Genomic DNA, 16,286 nt, shown 5'->3' with positions numbered 1-16,286 from the left:
ATGTTTGAAATACTAAAGAAGCAGGATCCGGAATTGTTTCAAACGATAACCCAAGAAATCCGGCGTCAAAACAAGACCCTGGAAATGATTGCCTCGGAAAATTTTGTCTCTCCGGCAGTCCTGGAAACCGCTGGTAACGTGATGACCAACAAATATGCCGAAGGATATCCGGGACACCGTTATTATGGTGGATGTGAGCATGTGGATGAGGCGGAAAACCTGGCTCGTGAACGGGCGAAAAAGCTTTTCGGGGCTGATTATGCCAATGTACAGCCCCACTCAGGCAGCCAGGCCAATATGGCTGTCTATTTTACCTACTGCCAACCTGGTGATACGGTTCTTGGCATGGATTTATCCCATGGAGGGCATTTGACACACGGGAGCCCCGTCAATTTTTCCGGCAAGCTTTACAACATAGTCAGTTATGGCGTAAAGGCAGATACCGGCCGTATCGATTACGATGATGTGATCCGGAAAGCCAGGGAACACAAACCCAAACTGATAATAGTCGGTGCCAGTGCTTATCCCCGCTTTTATGATTTTGCCCGTTTTCGGGAAATCGCCGATGAAGTTGGCGCTTATTTGATGGCCGATGTCGCACATCCTGCCGGGCTCATTGCCGCCGGAGTTCATCCCGATCCCATACCCTGGTGTGATGTGGTCACTACGACAACTCATAAGACCCTCCGGGGTCCCCGGGGTGGCATGATCCTTATGGGAAAGGACAGGGAAAATCCCTTTGGACTCACTGCTGCCAAAAGTGGACGGACAAAAATGATGTCCGAAATTATGGATTCCACCGTGATGCCCGGAATTCAGGGCGGACCTCTTATGCACATCATTGCCGCCAAAGCCGTTGCTTTTGGTGAAGCACTGAAACCGGAATTCAAAAGCTATTGTCAACAGATCATTCAAAACACAAAAACTCTGGCCGATGCCCTGATCAGCATGGATTTTAACCTTGTATCCGGAGGATCGGATAACCACCTGGTTCTTATCGACCTGAGAAATAAAGATATCAGCGGTAAAAAGGCAGAAAACGCCCTGGAAGCAGCAGGTATTACCGTGAATAAAAATATGGTACCCTTTGATACCCGGAGTCCCTTCGTCACCAGTGGTATCCGTGTAGGAACACCTGCCCTGACAACCCGGGGATTCAAAGAATCGGAAATGCGAGAAATCGCCGGATTCATCAACCGGGTGATTTCTGATCCTGACAACGAGAAAAATCTCAGGACCGTCCGGAAGGAAATAGAGGTCCTTTCGGATCAATATCCCTTGTATCCAGAACTTCTGAGCCGTTATGTATCATGAAATGCCCTCAATGTGACCAACCCGATACACGGGTTATCGACAGTCGGCCTCTGACAAAAGAGATCGGTATCCGCCGCCGCAGGGAATGTCCGGCCTGCGGATATCGCTTTACAACCTATGAATATATCGCCCTGAGTCCCGTTTTGGTCATCAAATCCAATGGTACCCGGGAAGAATTTAACCGGGAAAAACTGATGCACAGTATTCAGCTTTCCTGTACCAAACGGCCTGTCTCGCTAAAAATCATCCAGAATATTGCCTGGGAAATTGAACAGAAAATTGAACAACTGGGTTTATCTGAAGTCAAATCCTCCTTTATTGGTGAAGAAGTCATCCACAGACTCCGGCAAATCGATAAAGTTGCCTATATCCGCTTTGCGTCTGTCTACCATGAATTCAAAGATGTCACAGAATTCAAGGAAGAGATTAAGGTTTTGGAAGAAAACGCATGACGGGCATCACGGAACCGTCAGCCTTTTCTGTCGTATATAAGTAATGATAGAGAAATGTTGACATTCTGAATCCAAGGGTATTAACTTTCAACGCAAAAATCGAGAGGTGAGCATCAGAAACGTTCGTTAAAGGATTATTTGAAAAAGTGAACCGACAAATATGTCCTTTGAACGAACAATCAGGCCGAGCGTGTCATTGTCGTTCGGTTTTTTTTTGAAGGAGACCCTAAATTATGCTGCGACGATTCATATTACTTCTCATGCTTATTTTTATTGCGTCCACCGGTACCCTGATGGCTCAGGGAGATGCCGGGGCCATTTTCCTGCTGATTGCTCCCGGAGCACGGGCCGAAGCCATGGGTGAAGCCCAGGTGGCTGATGCCAGTGATGCCTATTCATCTTACTGGAATCCGGCCGGATTGGCCTATATGGATAAAAACGAAGTAGGACTCATGTATGTCAAATGGCTCCCGAATCTGGTTGATGATATGTATTACAACTTCCTCACCACCGGTTACAGGATTCCCGGCTTTGGCACCGTGGGAGGACACATCATCTATCTTAATTTAGGGGAACAACAACGCCGGGATGAAAACAACAATGATCTGGGCACTTTTGTTTCCTACATGGCTGCTGTTACCACCTCTTTCGGGACGAAGATTTCCGAAAACCAGGCCTTCGGTGTGAATGCGAAAATCGTTTACCAGATGCTGAGTCCTTACGGGACCATTCAGGAAAAAGGAAAAGGATCCTCCACCAGTTTTGCCTTCGATTTTGGTTATTTATACAAAGGACTTCTTTGGAACAAGATCGATTTTGGCATGAATCTTTCAAATCTGGGCCCCAAGGTGGCTTTCATCGATGTCGCTCAGGCAGATCCCATGCCGACCAACATGAAACTGGGAATCAATCTGAAGGTTTTGGAAAAACAGCATAACAAATTCTCCGTTGTTTTTGACGTAAATAAACTGCTGGTGGCCAGCTATCAGCCCATGGATCGGAACGGTAATTTGATCATCGATAAAGACACCAAGGAAGAAGCATACGCCGATCCCTGGTATAAAGCCGTCTTTACTTCCTGGATCAACGACTGGAAGTATGAGGGTGATATCGACTATTCGGGAGATGGTGTGATCGGCGGATACGATGCCGAAGGAAAGCCCCAGGGCGGATATGATGAAAACGGCAATGAAATGGTTGGTGGTAACTACGACGAAAACGGGAACCTGGCTGTCAGCTATCACCCCGATACCGGTGAAGAAATGGTGGGCTGGGGTGTGTATGGGGGACATCCGACCAACAAGGTGATGAATAAAGTGGAAGTGGGATCCATCGATGATGGTACATTTCAAAATGAAATTGATCAGATGATATTTAATATCGGAGCCGAATATGTCTATAACGGCCTGATTGCCCTGAGAGCAGGATATATTTACGACAAAGCAGGGAAAATCAGCAATCCAACCCTGGGATTCGGTCTTATGTACCATAATCTGGGATTTGATTTTGGATATACAGCCGGTGCTGAAAACCATCCTCTGACCAATACGATGCGTATCAGCCTCAGGTACCGATTCGGAAAAGATTAATCTTATGATGAACAGGCTGCGATTATTCACGATTGTGGTGACGATCCTTGTCGCCACTTTTTATACAACAAGTCATGCCCTCCCCTTTCGGACTCCGTCAAAATTTGACCGGTCAAATCTGGGTCTTCAGCGCTGGAATGTGGTTCTGGTGGAATTTGAGGAGGATAATACACCGGTCACAACCGGAAACGGATCATTTCTCCAGACCTGGGAAGACAGCGATTATGAATACATCCTGGATCCTCCACCACATAATAAACTTTACTTTCAATCCCATCTGAAAGCCATCAGCCATTACTGGCGCCATGTAACCCATCAGGCCCTGCACATTGATACCAGTGCATCCGTGATTCTGCCCGATGGTGCTGAATCTGTACGCCTTCCCCAAAATATCCGTTATTATCATCCCGCCGATAAACCGGACAGCGTGGATTACCGGCTGGCTGAGCTGGTCTATGATGCACTCCGGATCCTCAAAGAGGATCACGGGGAAAATTCCCTAACTGAAACCCTCATTCTTTTTCATGCCGGTGTGGGACAAGATTTTGACTTTTCCAACATGTACGATCCCACCCCTTTTGATATCCCATCTTTTTATTTTGATGAATCATTCCTCTCTGAATATCTCAGTTCAGAAGCCGTTGCCCTGATACAATCCCTGGGAGTCAAACAGGGTATCGTTCTGCCCGAAATGCAGAATCAGCTGGAACTCAATGTGGCCCTGAACGGAACAGCTCTTCTGATGTCCGGTTTTCTTCTCGGGTTACCACCCCTTTACAATACGGAGACAGGCAGATCGGGAACCGGCATCTTTGGATTTATGGATCAGGGATCCAATAACGCAAACGGACTTTTACCCATTGGACTTTCTGCTTTTGAACGGGTTATCATGGGAGTCCAATCCCCGGAAAGGGCAGATAATGCAAACCGCTACTCCCTGCTTCCAGGCGATATTCTGAAAATTCCTGTCAGCAGTCGGGAATATTTTTTGGTGGAATATCGAAAAAATGCCGGTATCCGACTGGATTCTCTCTATCAAAATCACCTGTCGGACACGCTTCCCGATGAAGAACGCTACGAAACTTATCTGGATGCCCTGGAAAAAGTCCGGAAAATGGGTCTGGCAGATTACTCCCTCAATCCATCCACCGGTGTGCTTGAAGCGGTGGAAAACTACGATATCACCCTCCCTGCATCCGGCCTGCTTATCTGGCATGTCTACGATCCCCACAAAACCCTTTTTGAGTATCCGGAAAATCCCAACGGTCAGACCATTCCCATGGTTCGGCTTGAAGAAGCAGACGGTGGATACGATATCGGCAAAAATTATGGTCCCTTGAGCGGCTCAGTGAACCAGGGGTGGAAATGGGATATGTGGTTCCCGAAAAATATGGGCTTCCTGGATAACAATTCCCACATTTACAACATCAAAGATATTGAATTTTCCGACAGGACACATCCCGATACCCGGAGTTTTTCAGGCATTGAAAGCGGAATACGGTTGAAACAATTCACCTTCACGGCAGATTCAGCCTCCTTCACTCTGGATTTCCTCAAAGAACGCCCGGAACATTTTGCCGGATTTGAAGCCCTGGGAACATGGGATTTTCACAATACAGGAACACCCCTCCCGTATGGGTTGCGGGAAAACCATCTGGTCTGCCTGGAGGATACGGGATTTGTTTCTCTTGCAGATCTGAGTCCCCTCGCTGTCAATGCCGAAAACACGGCCATTCTCCCTTATGAAAACAAGCTTATTCTTATCCACTCACAGGATGATTATAGTCTCATCAGGCAATATCAAATCCAGGAAAACCCCTTCCAGGCCATCTCCGTCACATCCACTTCCCGTTCCTTCACTCTCGATATTGGCTCTCTTGTGCTTGATAACAAAACTCTTTTTCTGCCACACCATGATGCTGTCAATCCTGGATTCAGCCTTTATCAGATTGACCGGGATCTTGTCTCCGGTCCCTTTTCAACCGTTTCTGATTCAAGCCGGGCCCTCGTATATGACCATTCTCTCCTGGTGGGTTCGGGAACCTTTCTGCATTATCCCGATGAGGGCCGTATAGAACAATTGCCCTTTACCATCGGTAAGATGGTTTCATACTCAGATACTCTGATTGTCACCGATTCGGATCATGGGGGATTTTATTATTATGATGTGACGGCTGGCAGACTGGTAAATACCCGGGCATATCAGCAGGATTTGATCATTGATGAGATCATCCCCCTGGATTTGCCCGAAACCCGGGGACCGGATTTTCTGCTTCTGGGAACACAAGAAACAGGAAAATCTTTGGTTCTGACAGATAGTGATGGTCACCCCTGGAATGGATTCCCCGTTAAGAATTCTTATGAAGCCTTGCGTGTCTACTTCGACCGGAATGATCTCAGGATTATGGCTTTAAAATCTGACGGACAGGTGGATATCCTTGATCAAAGCGGTACACAGCTTTCATCATATGTCATCACTCCAGACCCATTCTCCTTTTTTCTGTCCTCTTACGGAACAGGTTTAGCCCTTTTTTCGGAAGGTGACCGGCTTGAGATAGAGGGGGATTCCCTTCACTGGGCATATCCTAATGGAGATATTTGGGGAACCCGGCACCTCCGGATTAACGCCACGGCCCCGGATTATCCGGGAGGAATCCTGATCGCCAAAGATCTGATTTACAACTATCCCAATCCTGTGTCAGATGAAAAGACCTATTTCCGGTATTTTGCCGTCGAAGCAGAATACGTGGATATCAGAATCTACGATTTACAGGGTAAATTTGTGGAACAACTTCAACAAACCCCCATTCAACAGCAGTGGAATGAAATCCCCTGGGATGTCCGCGCTCTTGATTCAGGTGTTTACATAGCAAAAATCACCATCACAGGAGCCGGAAGTGAAAAAACCTACATCATTAAACCGGCCATACTGAAATAAATCCATGAAATGTTTGAAACAATGCCTTACTCACCTGATTATCTTTTCTTTTCTGGCAGTTCCTCTATTAGGAGAGCCCAACCATCCTGAACTGATCTGGCATACATTTGAGTCAGAACATTTTGTGTATCACTATCACGACGGAACGGAACAGACAGCCCGGATGGTCATGAAAGTAGCAGAGGAAATGTATCCTCATGTGACTGATCTGTATGACTATGAGCCTGCCACCAAAACGCAGATTGTGATACAGGACACCGATGATTATGCCAACGGGGGCGCCTATTATTTTGAAAATAAAATCCTGCTTTGGGCATCTCCTCTCCAATTTGACCTGAGGGGAAACCATAACTGGATCCGGAACGTATTCACCCATGAGTTTTCCCATATCGTCTCTCTCGGGAAGGCCATGAAATTTCCCATCACATTTCCTGCCGCCTATATTCAGATTTTGGACCGTGAAAAACCCTATAAAGACAATATTATCATGGAATATCCCAAGGGAATCGGTGCCATGCCGGTGGCCAATGTAGTTGTCCCCATGTGGTGGGCTGAAGGGGTTGCCCAGTATCAGTTCGCTGAAAGTACCGGAGATCTCTGGGATTCACACAGAGACATGCTTTTAAGGGACAGGGCCCTGCACGGTACCTTATTCAGCTGGAATGAAGCAGCATATTTTGATAAAAAAGGGACGGGGAATGAGTCTGTGTACAACACCGGATATGCCTTTGTACGCTATCTGAGTCATACCTATGGCCCTTCCGTCAACCGCCGCATAGCCGAAACCGCTTCCTCAGCCCGATATTGGTCTTTTAACAGGGTTTTCAGGTCTGTCTTCGGAAAAAACGGCCGCGAAATCTACAATGCCTGGCGGGATACACTCACTGCCAATTATCTCAGGGATACGGAAACAATCCGCCGACACGAAAAAAAGGGGGAAATCCTCCTGCAGAAGGGGCCTGCTTATTTTAATGCCTCCGTCTCTCCCAATGGTGAGAAAACCATTGTGTCCGCTGCGGAAAACAGGGATTATCTGGGGCAGACCTATTTATTCAGACTTGCACCTGATGGCCATCTGGAACAATTGGATAAGCACTCCCGTATTCGGGGAGATATAGCCTGGAGCCCTGACAGCCGCTATATTTACTACGTAAAACAACGCCTTCCCAATGTCTACGGCTCCGTCTATTTTGATTTGGCAAAATACGACCTGGAAACAGACGAAACAGAATTCATCACTGAAAACTCCCGGGTATATTCCGTTGCCGTTTCTGGAGATGGCGAGATATACGTGATTACTGTTCACGACGGAAGCCATAATTTGGCCCGTGTTTCTCCGGATGGCACCGTGGAACCGTTAACAACCTTTTCCTACGGAGAACAGGTCTATGATCTGGATGTATCCCCCAACGGAAAAAACCTTATCTTCGACATGGCCTTGTTACACGGGAGGAATATTTACAGTCTGGATACCCAAACATATGAAATACGCCAGATAGTGCCTTCAGGAAATTGTGACAACCGCCATCCCGTTTTCACACGGGACGGAAAATCCGTTATTTTCTCCTCAGACAGGACCGGGATTTTCAACCTTTATTCACGGAATCTGGAAACGGGAGAAGAATCCCTTCTGACCAACGTAACAGGAGCAGCCTTCTATCCGGAATGTACCCCGGAGGGAGAAATTCTGTATACCCTCTTTGAAGACGGTATTTTTAAATTGGCAAGGCTTACACAGACTGATGTTGTCAATCCCGATCATGCTGTGTACCGGCCTTATACTCTGCCAGATAACAATTATGAACCGACTCAATTGCCATATTTTGAATCTAAACCTTATACCTCTCAATTTTCCCGTTTCTTTGTGATGCCCTACCTGATGATTGATTACAATAAACCCAAACTAGGGTTTGCCGCCTTTCAGAATGAAGTCCTGAATAAGTATAATTTGTATACATCCATGGGAATCGCTGCCAATAAGGATATGGATATCTATGCCCGGTTGGATTTCAATTTCCTCCTGCCGACCTTCTATTTGGAAGGTTATTATGTCACCTACCACCTGGATCCCCAGTCAGAGCGACTGTATGAATTGACGGACCTCGAACGGGATATCTCATTCAGACTCTGGGAAGCCATTGGAGGCGTGGAATACCGGTGGATGAATCACCTTTTTCACTTGTCCCTCAATCATCAGCAGTACTCTGCTTCCATCACCGATTACGACAAGACCCGGGGTATCCTGTACGATCCTTTTGGATATACCTATTTTAAAGGGACCTCTATACAGTCAGACTGGACTTTGGATTTTATCGTGCCGGATTGGCACAGCGATATCAATCCCCGTCGCGGTTTTTCCACAAAACTCAGCGCTGCATACGATATCAACCATTATCTACAAGATTTTGGTATCAGTGAAGAATACAGCACCCTTCAGGAAATCTACAGTCGTGAAAACACCTTCCGGCTGGAGTTAAATTCCGAGCTTTTCATTCCGGTATCCTTTCCGGATCGAAGCGCACTGAGTGTAGCCGTCAACAGCGGCTGGCAGGAAAATACAGAAATTGACAGTTTTTTCCATTACTACGGCGGGGGGCGTCCAGGGCTCAAGGGCTATCCCTTCTATTCCATTGAAGGGACCCAGAAAATGGTATTGACGGGGATGTATCGCTTTCCGGTGATCCCGGACATGCACATTGGATTGGAACCCTTCTTTTTTAACCGCTTGTATGCCGGGATCTATTACCAGGCCGGGGATGCCTGGCGGGGCGGATTGGGAGATCTTGACATAAAACAAAATGTGGGCATCGAACTCCGCCTGGGGGGACACTCCTTTTATGCCTATCCCCTGGCTATCTCATTGGATGCCGTATATGGCCTGGATTCCTTCAGCCGGCTGGATGAAGCCAACGGAAAGATGGTCACTTTCGGAAAAGAGTGGCGGTTTTATTGGTCCGTTCTCTTTAACTTTCCCAACAGGACTGATCCCTTATAAGGAAAATCATGAAACGTATCATCCTCCTTTTTCTGATCCTGAGTGCGACGGTATCAGGACAAAAAATTGAGAAAATCCAGGTTGGGCAGGTGGAAAAAAATCCCAAAAAAGCGATGCTCATGTCTGCCGTTTTACCGGGAAGCGGACAGTTTTATTCACAATCCTATTCATGGGGGATTCTTTATTCAGCACTTGAACTGACAGGCATCAGCGCTGCCGTCTATTACAATCAGGCAGGAAACACCAAAACAAGTGACTATAAATCCTTTGCCGATCATCACTGGGATGTTATCCGCTGGCTGGATGACTATTACGGGGAATATGAACAGCCCTGGACCAACCCGGCAGCAGAAAAAACACACAATGTTTATCTTAGCATCGGGTCACATCGTTATACTTTCACTGAATTTATTCAAACCTTCGAAACCTGGGAAGAGTGGCAGGCGTACCGGGATCAGATCGAATTGGAAAAAGAATACCACTTTTACGAAAATATCAGCAAATACAAGCAGTTCAAACAGGGATGGGATGACTGGCAGGAGTACAAAGATGATCCTGATTATCAGGTAATTCAACGCTCATCTCCCCATCAGGAAGATTATGCCGGCATGCGAAAGGATGCCAATGACCTCCTGAAACGTTCCACCTATTTCACATCTGCTATTATGTTCAATCACCTGGTTTCGGCCTTTGATGCGTATTTTCGTACAACCCGTTGGAACAAACGCTTTGCACACCGTGTACATATGAACATGGTGCCCAATCTGTCTTCCCGGAATCAGGGCTTAACGTTTCACATGCAAATTGATTTGGCAGGCTTATGAAATCTTACAAACAAACTTTTCTTTTCTTCTCCGTCACCCTTCTCATCCTGTGGGGATGTTCCGGTTCCAAAACCGTTGAAACCGGTTCCTTTTTGCAGCGATATGAAAAAGGGAGTCAGCTCTATGAGGATGAAAAATATTACAAAGCGATCGACCATTTGACATTTGTGGTTTACAACGCACCCGGGAGCGACATTGCCGATGACGCCCAATTCAAGCTGGCAAAATCCCATTATTATTTAAAAGAATATTTGGTGGCCATCGACGAATTTCAACGGTTATTGCTTCGTTGGCCGGCCAGTGATCTGGCTGAAGAAGCGGATTTCATGATCGGTGAATGCTATTTTGAACTATCCCCTGTCTATCAAAGGGATCAAACCTATACGTATGATGCCATTCAGCAGTATCAGGATTTCATCGATACATACCCCCACAGCAAATTCCGGAAACAGGCTGAAGAACGGATTCAGACATGTCGTTTGAAACTGGCCAAAAAAGTATTTGATGCCGGTGAACTGTATATGATTCTACGGGAATGGAAAGCAGCAATCATCACCTTTGAAGAAATTATCAATAAATATTACGATACACCCCTGTATCAACCCACCCTGCTGAATATGGCAGAATGCTACAAGAAGATCGGAGATGTGGAGAAACTGTCAGAAATATATGGAGAAATCGACAAAACCAAACTGGAATCACCTCAGGACAGGCTCCGCTACAATTCCCTGATGGACACCCCGGACTGAAAGTAAACCCCATGAAGCTCTGTTTATATGGTGGATCCTTTGATCCCGTACACAACGGTCACCTTTATTATGCCCGCAAGACACAGGAACAACTGGCACCGGACCGGATCATTCTAATGCCTGCAAACCGCTCTCCTTTTAAAGAAAAAAATCCAACCGCAGGAATCCACCGGCTGGAAATGCTCAAACGGGCTTTTACGGATATGGAAAACATCCAAATCAGCACCTGGGAACTGGAAAAACCCGGCCCATCTTACACAATTGATACAGTGCGCCATCTGATATCCCTTTATGATACCGTTAAAAAATTATACATTCTCGCCGGTATGGATCAGATGGCTGAAATTGAGAAATGGAAAAATATTGAAGAGATGCTGTCATTCGGTGTCTCTTTTGCCGTTTTTCCCAGAAAAGGCTACTCTTTTTCAGATATTCATCCCGATTTTCGTCCCTATTGTGTTTTGATTGACGGACCTGTTGTGGAAATCAGTGCTTCTGACCTGCGTGAAAAAATCCGAAAGAGTGAAGATGTGTCAGGACTGATTCCTTCCTCCGTTTTAAACTATATTCAGGAAAACAAACTTTATATTCATGCCTGAACTTGTACAACAACTGATGCTGTTTACCATCGGCATTGTGCTGCTATACTACGGCGCGGATTTTCTGGTCCGGGGCGGAGCCAACATCGCCCGGATTTTTGGGGTAAAACCCATGGTTATCGGGCTTACTATTGTGGCATTCGGAACTTCCATGCCTGAATTTCTGGTAGGGACCGTGGCATCCATCAAGGGACAATCGGATATTGCCATCGGGAATGTGGTGGGGAGCAATATCGCCAACATCGCCTTGATTTTGGGACTTTCTGCACTCTTCTCGCCCCTGATCATACACTACAAGATGATCCGTAAAGAACTCATCTTCCTTCTTATTTCATCTCTTGTTTTTATATGCTTTATCCGTGACGGTGTGATTTTCTGGGAAGGTCTTCTTTTTGTGACAATTCTTGTCGGATATACAGTCTATCTGGCCTTGCATCCCGGAGAGGTTCCGGTTACCGAAGAACTGCCGGAAAAAACAAATTCGAAATTGATCAACATATTCTTTATCGTCATCGGTATAACGGGGCTTACTTTCGGTTCAGACTGGCTGGTAAGCTCTGCTGTCTACATTGCACAGCTCATAAAAATTCCGGATATCGTCATTGGGATGACCATCGTGGCTGTGGGTACTTCTCTTCCGGAACTGGCTGCCAGTGTCATGGCGGCGGTGAAAAAAGAGACGGATATTTCCGTAGGGAACATCATCGGGTCCAATTTATTCAACATGTTTTTTGTCATCGGCGGTATTGGTCTTTTTAAACATGTCCCTGTTAACCCCGTCATTTTTACTTTTGAAATCCCGGTAATGCTGGGTCTGGTGATTATTCTTTTTCCCATGATTATCCTGCGGAAAGGATTGAACCGGTATTGCGGAGTAATTCTGATAGTCATTTATATCGTATTTAATCTCTACCTGTATATGACCCGGCAAATGCCCCTATGAGTCACCCCCTTCATATCATTCCGCCTTACAGCCGGTCTGCAGATTTTTATGACGAACTTATGGCGGATATTGATTATGAAGGATGGGCGGAATATTTGTTGGATCTTTCAGCCGAACTCAATATCCCAACAGATGCCATCATCGATTTCTCCTGCGGCACAGGAACACTTTTACACCATTTATCCGCCAAAGCCCGGCAAATCCGGGGACTGGATATTTCAGAATCCATGATCCAACAGGCGAAAACAAAATATCCTAAACACGAGTGGCTTGTCGGCGATATGATGACAGCAACCATGCCCGAAGGCTTTTCGTTGGGAATCAATCTCCATGACTCTCTGAATTATATAAAAGAGACTGAGGTCTTACAGCATTATATCCATCGCATGCAAAAATCCTGCAAACCGGGTCAAAGTCTGTATTTCGATTTTGCTCTTCCGGCTCTGATTGAAAAATATTTTATCCATCAGGACGAAACAAAACACATGCAGAATGGGGATATTGTCCATCGTAGACATAAGTACCTGAAGGAAAAAAATCTATGTCTTACATATCTGGAAATCACCCATAGAGGGCAACGAGTTCTGGAAATCCATCCTCAACGGATCTGGCCTTTTCATGAATTAAAAGAAATGTTTATTGGATTACCGGGTCAGAATCTCTTATTTTTAGAGGAATTTTCGTACCTGGAGGCACATGAACATTCTGAACGGTTATTGGTTGTGATCACCCATGATTGAGTGTAGCAAACTAACTGTCAATTTCGGAAACGGTGAAGGTATCCGGAATATTACTACCCGGTTTTACGAGGGAGATTTCACCCTGCTTCTGGGTCCTACAGGGTGTGGAAAATCCACCCTGATGCGTGTGATGTACATGGATATTCTGCCAAGCAAAGGGTATATCAGCATCCGAAACTGGGACAGCCGGAAAATCAGCAAGCGGCAGATACTGAAACTCCGCCGGGGTATTGGAATCATCTTTCAGGATTTCCGTCTGATTGAAAATCTGAGTGTCTTTGAAAATGTCGCCTTGCCTTTGATCATGACCGGTCACTCCCGAAAATCTATTCTCGAAAGAGTAAGCGTAATCCTCGATGAAGTGGGTCTTTTGGAAACGTGGCGTCAGAAAGCCGGTTCCCTGAGTGGCGGAGAGAAACAACGGGTTGCCATCGCCCGGGCAATTGTAAAAAAACCTTTTCTCGTTCTCGCAGATGAACCGACAGGCAATCTGGATCCGGAAGCTGCCAATACTGTTTTTGAATTATTAAAGAAAATCAATGCCCTGGGAACGTCAGTGATTATGGCCACGCATAACTACACCCTGATCGAAGATACGGATTATCGCCGAATATATATGGAAAACGGAAGCCTGGTGGATTTATAATGCGCCTTTCATTCATCCTGAAACAGACCTTCATCAATTTGTGGACCGCCCGCCTGCCCGCACTGGTAGCAGTATTTACCATTGGCATATCCCTAAGCATTGTTATTGGCATGGGACTTCTGGGGTACAAAGCCTTTACCTCTTTTGATTTATTTCAGGACAAATTTGAAATCGAAGTTTTTTTATATCCCAATCTGAACAGGAATGAAATCACGCGGATTCAGAACGAACTGGCAGACATCCATCAGATAAAAATGATCAATTACATCTCCAAGGATGAAGCCGCCCGGATTTTCAAGGAAGAATTTGGAGAGGATATCCATGATATTCTGGATGAAAATCCCCTTCCTCCTTCATTTCACATTAAACTCTACAAGCAAATGACCCATCCGGATATCGTTGAAAATGTGGCAAAACGTATTTCAGATCTCCAGGGTGTTGATGATGTAAAATATCATAAAGAAATTTTAATTTTAATGGAAAAGTATTTTCGTCTGATAACCCTTGTAGGAACCGGTGTGATTCTTGCTTTGATCATTGCCATGAACATCCTGATTCGAAACACGATTAAATTGTCTGTATATGCCCGGAGAAAACAGATATCTATTTTGCAGCAGCTGGGTGCCGGCGGTTTGTTTATCCGCCTGCCCTATATTCTCGAAGGCATTCTGGAAGGAGCCCTGGGAGGTGCTTTTGCAGGCCTTCTCCTTCACCTCTCCTTTCAGGTTATCAACTTTTCAGTCCAGTATATATTTGATATTTCCCTGGCCTTCTCACCCCTCATCTGGACTGTCTCCATCATCACCGGAGCCCTCATGGGCATGTTTTCCAGCAGCCGGGCTGCCAAAAGCTTCATGTATCTTTTCGCCAGAGATGACTACTAACTCATAACTCATAACTCAAAACTCAAAACTCATAATTCATAATTCAATTCATCATTCATCATTCTTCACTCATCATTAAAAAAAAAGGGTGCCCCGCACCCTTTTTTTTCATTCATCTAAAGATCAGTCCTCTATGATCGCAAGAATATCACTCCGCTGGAGAAGAATATATTCCTTATCATCCAACTTGATCTCTTCTCCCGCATACTTTCCATAGAGTACTTTGTCACCGGGTTTGACGAGTTCTTTCAACTCTTCGTCTGTTCCCACTTCAATAACGGTCCCCAGATGCTTTTTCTCTTTAGCCGTATCGGGGATGATAATCCCGCTGGCTGTTTTCTCTTCCTGGGGGGCTGTTTCTACAAGCACGCGATCATCAAGTGGTTTGATTTTCATGAATTTCCTCCGACTCTCATGTTTTGAGATTTAACATTTTATCTATTTTCGGTCTGTCAAAACCTACAATGGGTCTGTTGTTTATCCATAACTGGGGCACTCCCTGCTGCCCGCTTTTTCGCATCATATCCTGAGCCGCTTTTGTATTACGGCTTACATCCACTTCTTTAAACCGGACTTTCTTTTCGATGAGATACCTCTTCACCTGTCTGCAATAGGTACATGTGGGGGTCGTAAAAATAATCACTCGTTTTTGTTCCATAGCACTCCCAAAATCCGGCCTTGTCAAATAGCATAGTAACAGCTTATTAATTTAACAAGGGCCCTCATTTTTTTCAATTTTTTTCACTCCTTGAAATCCTCAAGATTCAGGACATTCAGAAGCCGCAATTCCATTTCTTCGTCCATATCCTTTTCATGATCCACTTCCCGGTACATTTCAATGGTCTTTTCCACGGAGTTGTAAAAGAAATGACAATCGGGACACTTTTCCAGTTCGACGGCAATTTCCTTACAGACCTCTTCATCCATATCCTGGGACAGGCCGAGACAGAGTTTTTCAAAGGGTGTTAACTGTTTTTTTTCGGTTTTTTCATTTTCCATTGAACTGACCTTCCTGAAAATATTTTTGCAGATTCTGTCTGAGATAATAGCGGGCCCTCATCAGGCGGACCTTAACATTGGATTCGGTAAGATCCAGAAGTTTTTGGGTCTCGATGGTGGATAGGCCCTCCAAATCCCTCAGAATGAAAACGGAGCGGTAAATGGCCGGGAGCTCTTTGACGGCATTGTCCAGTAATTTCCGAAACTCTTCATTGGACATAAGCTTCCGATTGAAAGCCGGCCATTCCGACAGGTGCTGTCCGTGAATCGATTCAATATCCGGATCGGACAAAGATACCATGGCATTCCCTTTGTTCCTGTCCCTGAGTTTCTGAAGAGAAATATTCATGGTGATCCTGTAAAGCCAGGTAAAAAACTGGGATCGTCCTTCGAAGGTATGCAGTTTCCGCAGGGCTGTCAGAAAGGTTTCCTGCATCACATCTTCTGCATCTTCCTTATCCCGCATCATCCGCAATGCCAGATTGAAAACCTTTTTCTCATATCTCAGGACGAGCTGAGCCTGGGCTTTCCGGTCTCCGTTCTGCGCTTTTTCAATGAGCTCAAGTTCGTTTTTCACATTTCATCCTTTTTAGATGATTTTTATCAGGGAGGTT

The 16,286-nt window shown here is 45.5% G+C and carries 16 protein-coding genes; 12 read left to right on the top strand and 4 right to left on the bottom strand.

Annotation, left to right across the window (positions count from 1 at the left end):
- From glyA to strainIA91_RS03190, 12 genes are all read left to right on the top strand, one after another.
- Positions 1 to 1,314 carry a serine hydroxymethyltransferase gene (gene glyA, locus strainIA91_RS03245; protein ID WP_400168231.1) on the top strand — a complete coding sequence of 438 codons (1,314 nt, stop codon included), beginning with the start codon at positions 1 to 3 and terminating at the stop codon, positions 1,312 to 1,314.
- Complete coding sequence (gene nrdR / locus strainIA91_RS03240; RefSeq protein WP_400167671.1) at positions 1,311 to 1,766, top strand: transcriptional regulator NrdR; 456 nt, start codon at positions 1,311 to 1,313, stop codon at positions 1,764 to 1,766. The genes glyA and nrdR overlap by 4 nt, the downstream gene beginning before the upstream one ends.
- 233 nt (positions 1,767 to 1,999) lie before the next feature.
- Positions 2,000 to 3,355: a PorV/PorQ family protein gene (locus strainIA91_RS03235; RefSeq protein WP_400167670.1), complete on the top strand. Its 1,356-nt coding sequence runs from the start codon at positions 2,000 to 2,002 to the stop codon at positions 3,353 to 3,355.
- A 4-nt stretch (positions 3,356 to 3,359) separates the two neighbouring features.
- Complete coding sequence (locus strainIA91_RS03230; RefSeq protein ID WP_400167669.1) at positions 3,360 to 6,293, top strand: T9SS type A sorting domain-containing protein; 2,934 nt, start codon at positions 3,360 to 3,362, stop codon at positions 6,291 to 6,293.
- A gap of 4 nt (positions 6,294 to 6,297) precedes the next feature.
- Positions 6,298 to 9,288, top strand: a complete 2,991-nt coding sequence (locus tag strainIA91_RS03225) for a hypothetical protein (RefSeq protein WP_400167668.1) — start codon at positions 6,298 to 6,300, stop codon at positions 9,286 to 9,288.
- Between the two features lie 8 nt (positions 9,289 to 9,296).
- Positions 9,297 to 10,112, top strand: a complete 816-nt coding sequence (locus tag strainIA91_RS03220) for a DUF5683 domain-containing protein (protein WP_400167667.1) — start codon at positions 9,297 to 9,299, stop codon at positions 10,110 to 10,112.
- On the top strand, positions 10,109 to 10,861 hold the full coding sequence (locus strainIA91_RS03215; RefSeq protein ID WP_400167666.1) for an outer membrane protein assembly factor BamD: 753 nt from the start codon (positions 10,109 to 10,111) through the stop codon (positions 10,859 to 10,861). Before strainIA91_RS03220 ends, strainIA91_RS03215 begins: the two co-directional genes overlap by 4 nt.
- Before the next feature lie 11 nt (positions 10,862 to 10,872).
- A complete protein-coding gene (nadD, locus tag strainIA91_RS03210; RefSeq protein ID WP_400167665.1) occupies positions 10,873 to 11,460 on the top strand; it encodes a nicotinate (nicotinamide) nucleotide adenylyltransferase in 588 nt (195 codons plus the stop codon).
- Positions 11,453 to 12,403 carry a calcium/sodium antiporter gene (locus tag strainIA91_RS03205; protein WP_400167664.1) on the top strand — a complete coding sequence of 317 codons (951 nt, stop codon included), beginning with the start codon at positions 11,453 to 11,455 and terminating at the stop codon, positions 12,401 to 12,403. The genes nadD and strainIA91_RS03205 overlap by 8 nt, the downstream gene beginning before the upstream one ends.
- Entirely contained in the window at positions 12,400 to 13,143 is a 744-nt protein-coding gene (locus strainIA91_RS03200; RefSeq protein ID WP_400167663.1) for a class I SAM-dependent DNA methyltransferase, read from the top strand. The genes strainIA91_RS03205 and strainIA91_RS03200 overlap by 4 nt, the downstream gene beginning before the upstream one ends.
- A complete protein-coding gene (locus strainIA91_RS03195) occupies positions 13,136 to 13,789 on the top strand; it encodes a cell division ATP-binding protein FtsE (protein ID WP_400167662.1) in 654 nt (217 codons plus the stop codon). Before strainIA91_RS03200 ends, strainIA91_RS03195 begins: the two co-directional genes overlap by 8 nt.
- Complete coding sequence (locus tag strainIA91_RS03190; protein WP_400167661.1) at positions 13,789 to 14,673, top strand: cell division protein FtsX; 885 nt, start codon at positions 13,789 to 13,791, stop codon at positions 14,671 to 14,673. Before strainIA91_RS03195 ends, strainIA91_RS03190 begins: the two co-directional genes overlap by 1 nt.
- A 123-nt stretch (positions 14,674 to 14,796) precedes the next feature.
- On the opposite strand, the gene strainIA91_RS03185 is transcribed toward strainIA91_RS03190, so the two are convergent.
- From strainIA91_RS03185 to strainIA91_RS03170, 4 genes are all read right to left on the bottom strand, one after another.
- Positions 14,797 to 15,069, bottom strand: a complete 273-nt coding sequence (locus tag strainIA91_RS03185; RefSeq protein ID WP_400167660.1) for a co-chaperone GroES — start codon at positions 15,067 to 15,069, stop codon at positions 14,797 to 14,799.
- Between the two features lie 16 nt (positions 15,070 to 15,085).
- Entirely contained in the window at positions 15,086 to 15,331 is a 246-nt protein-coding gene (locus strainIA91_RS03180; protein WP_400167659.1) for a glutaredoxin family protein, read from the bottom strand.
- An 83-nt stretch (positions 15,332 to 15,414) separates the two neighbouring features.
- Positions 15,415 to 15,672, bottom strand: coding sequence for a hypothetical protein (locus tag strainIA91_RS03175; protein ID WP_400167658.1), 258 nt, complete (start codon positions 15,670 to 15,672; stop codon positions 15,415 to 15,417).
- Positions 15,662 to 16,249, bottom strand: coding sequence for an RNA polymerase sigma factor (locus tag strainIA91_RS03170; protein ID WP_400167657.1), 588 nt, complete (start codon positions 16,247 to 16,249; stop codon positions 15,662 to 15,664). The genes strainIA91_RS03175 and strainIA91_RS03170 overlap by 11 nt, the downstream gene beginning before the upstream one ends.
- Positions 16,250 to 16,286: the final 37 nt, after the last annotated feature.

This window comes from Candidatus Neomarinimicrobiota bacterium (assembly GCA_041154365.1).
GTDB lineage: Bacteria > Fidelibacterota > Fidelibacteria > Fidelibacterales > Fidelibacteraceae > Fidelibacter > Fidelibacter multiformis.
Note: the sequence above shows the minus strand (reverse complement) of the source record. Positions and strands in the feature narration are given on the sequence as shown.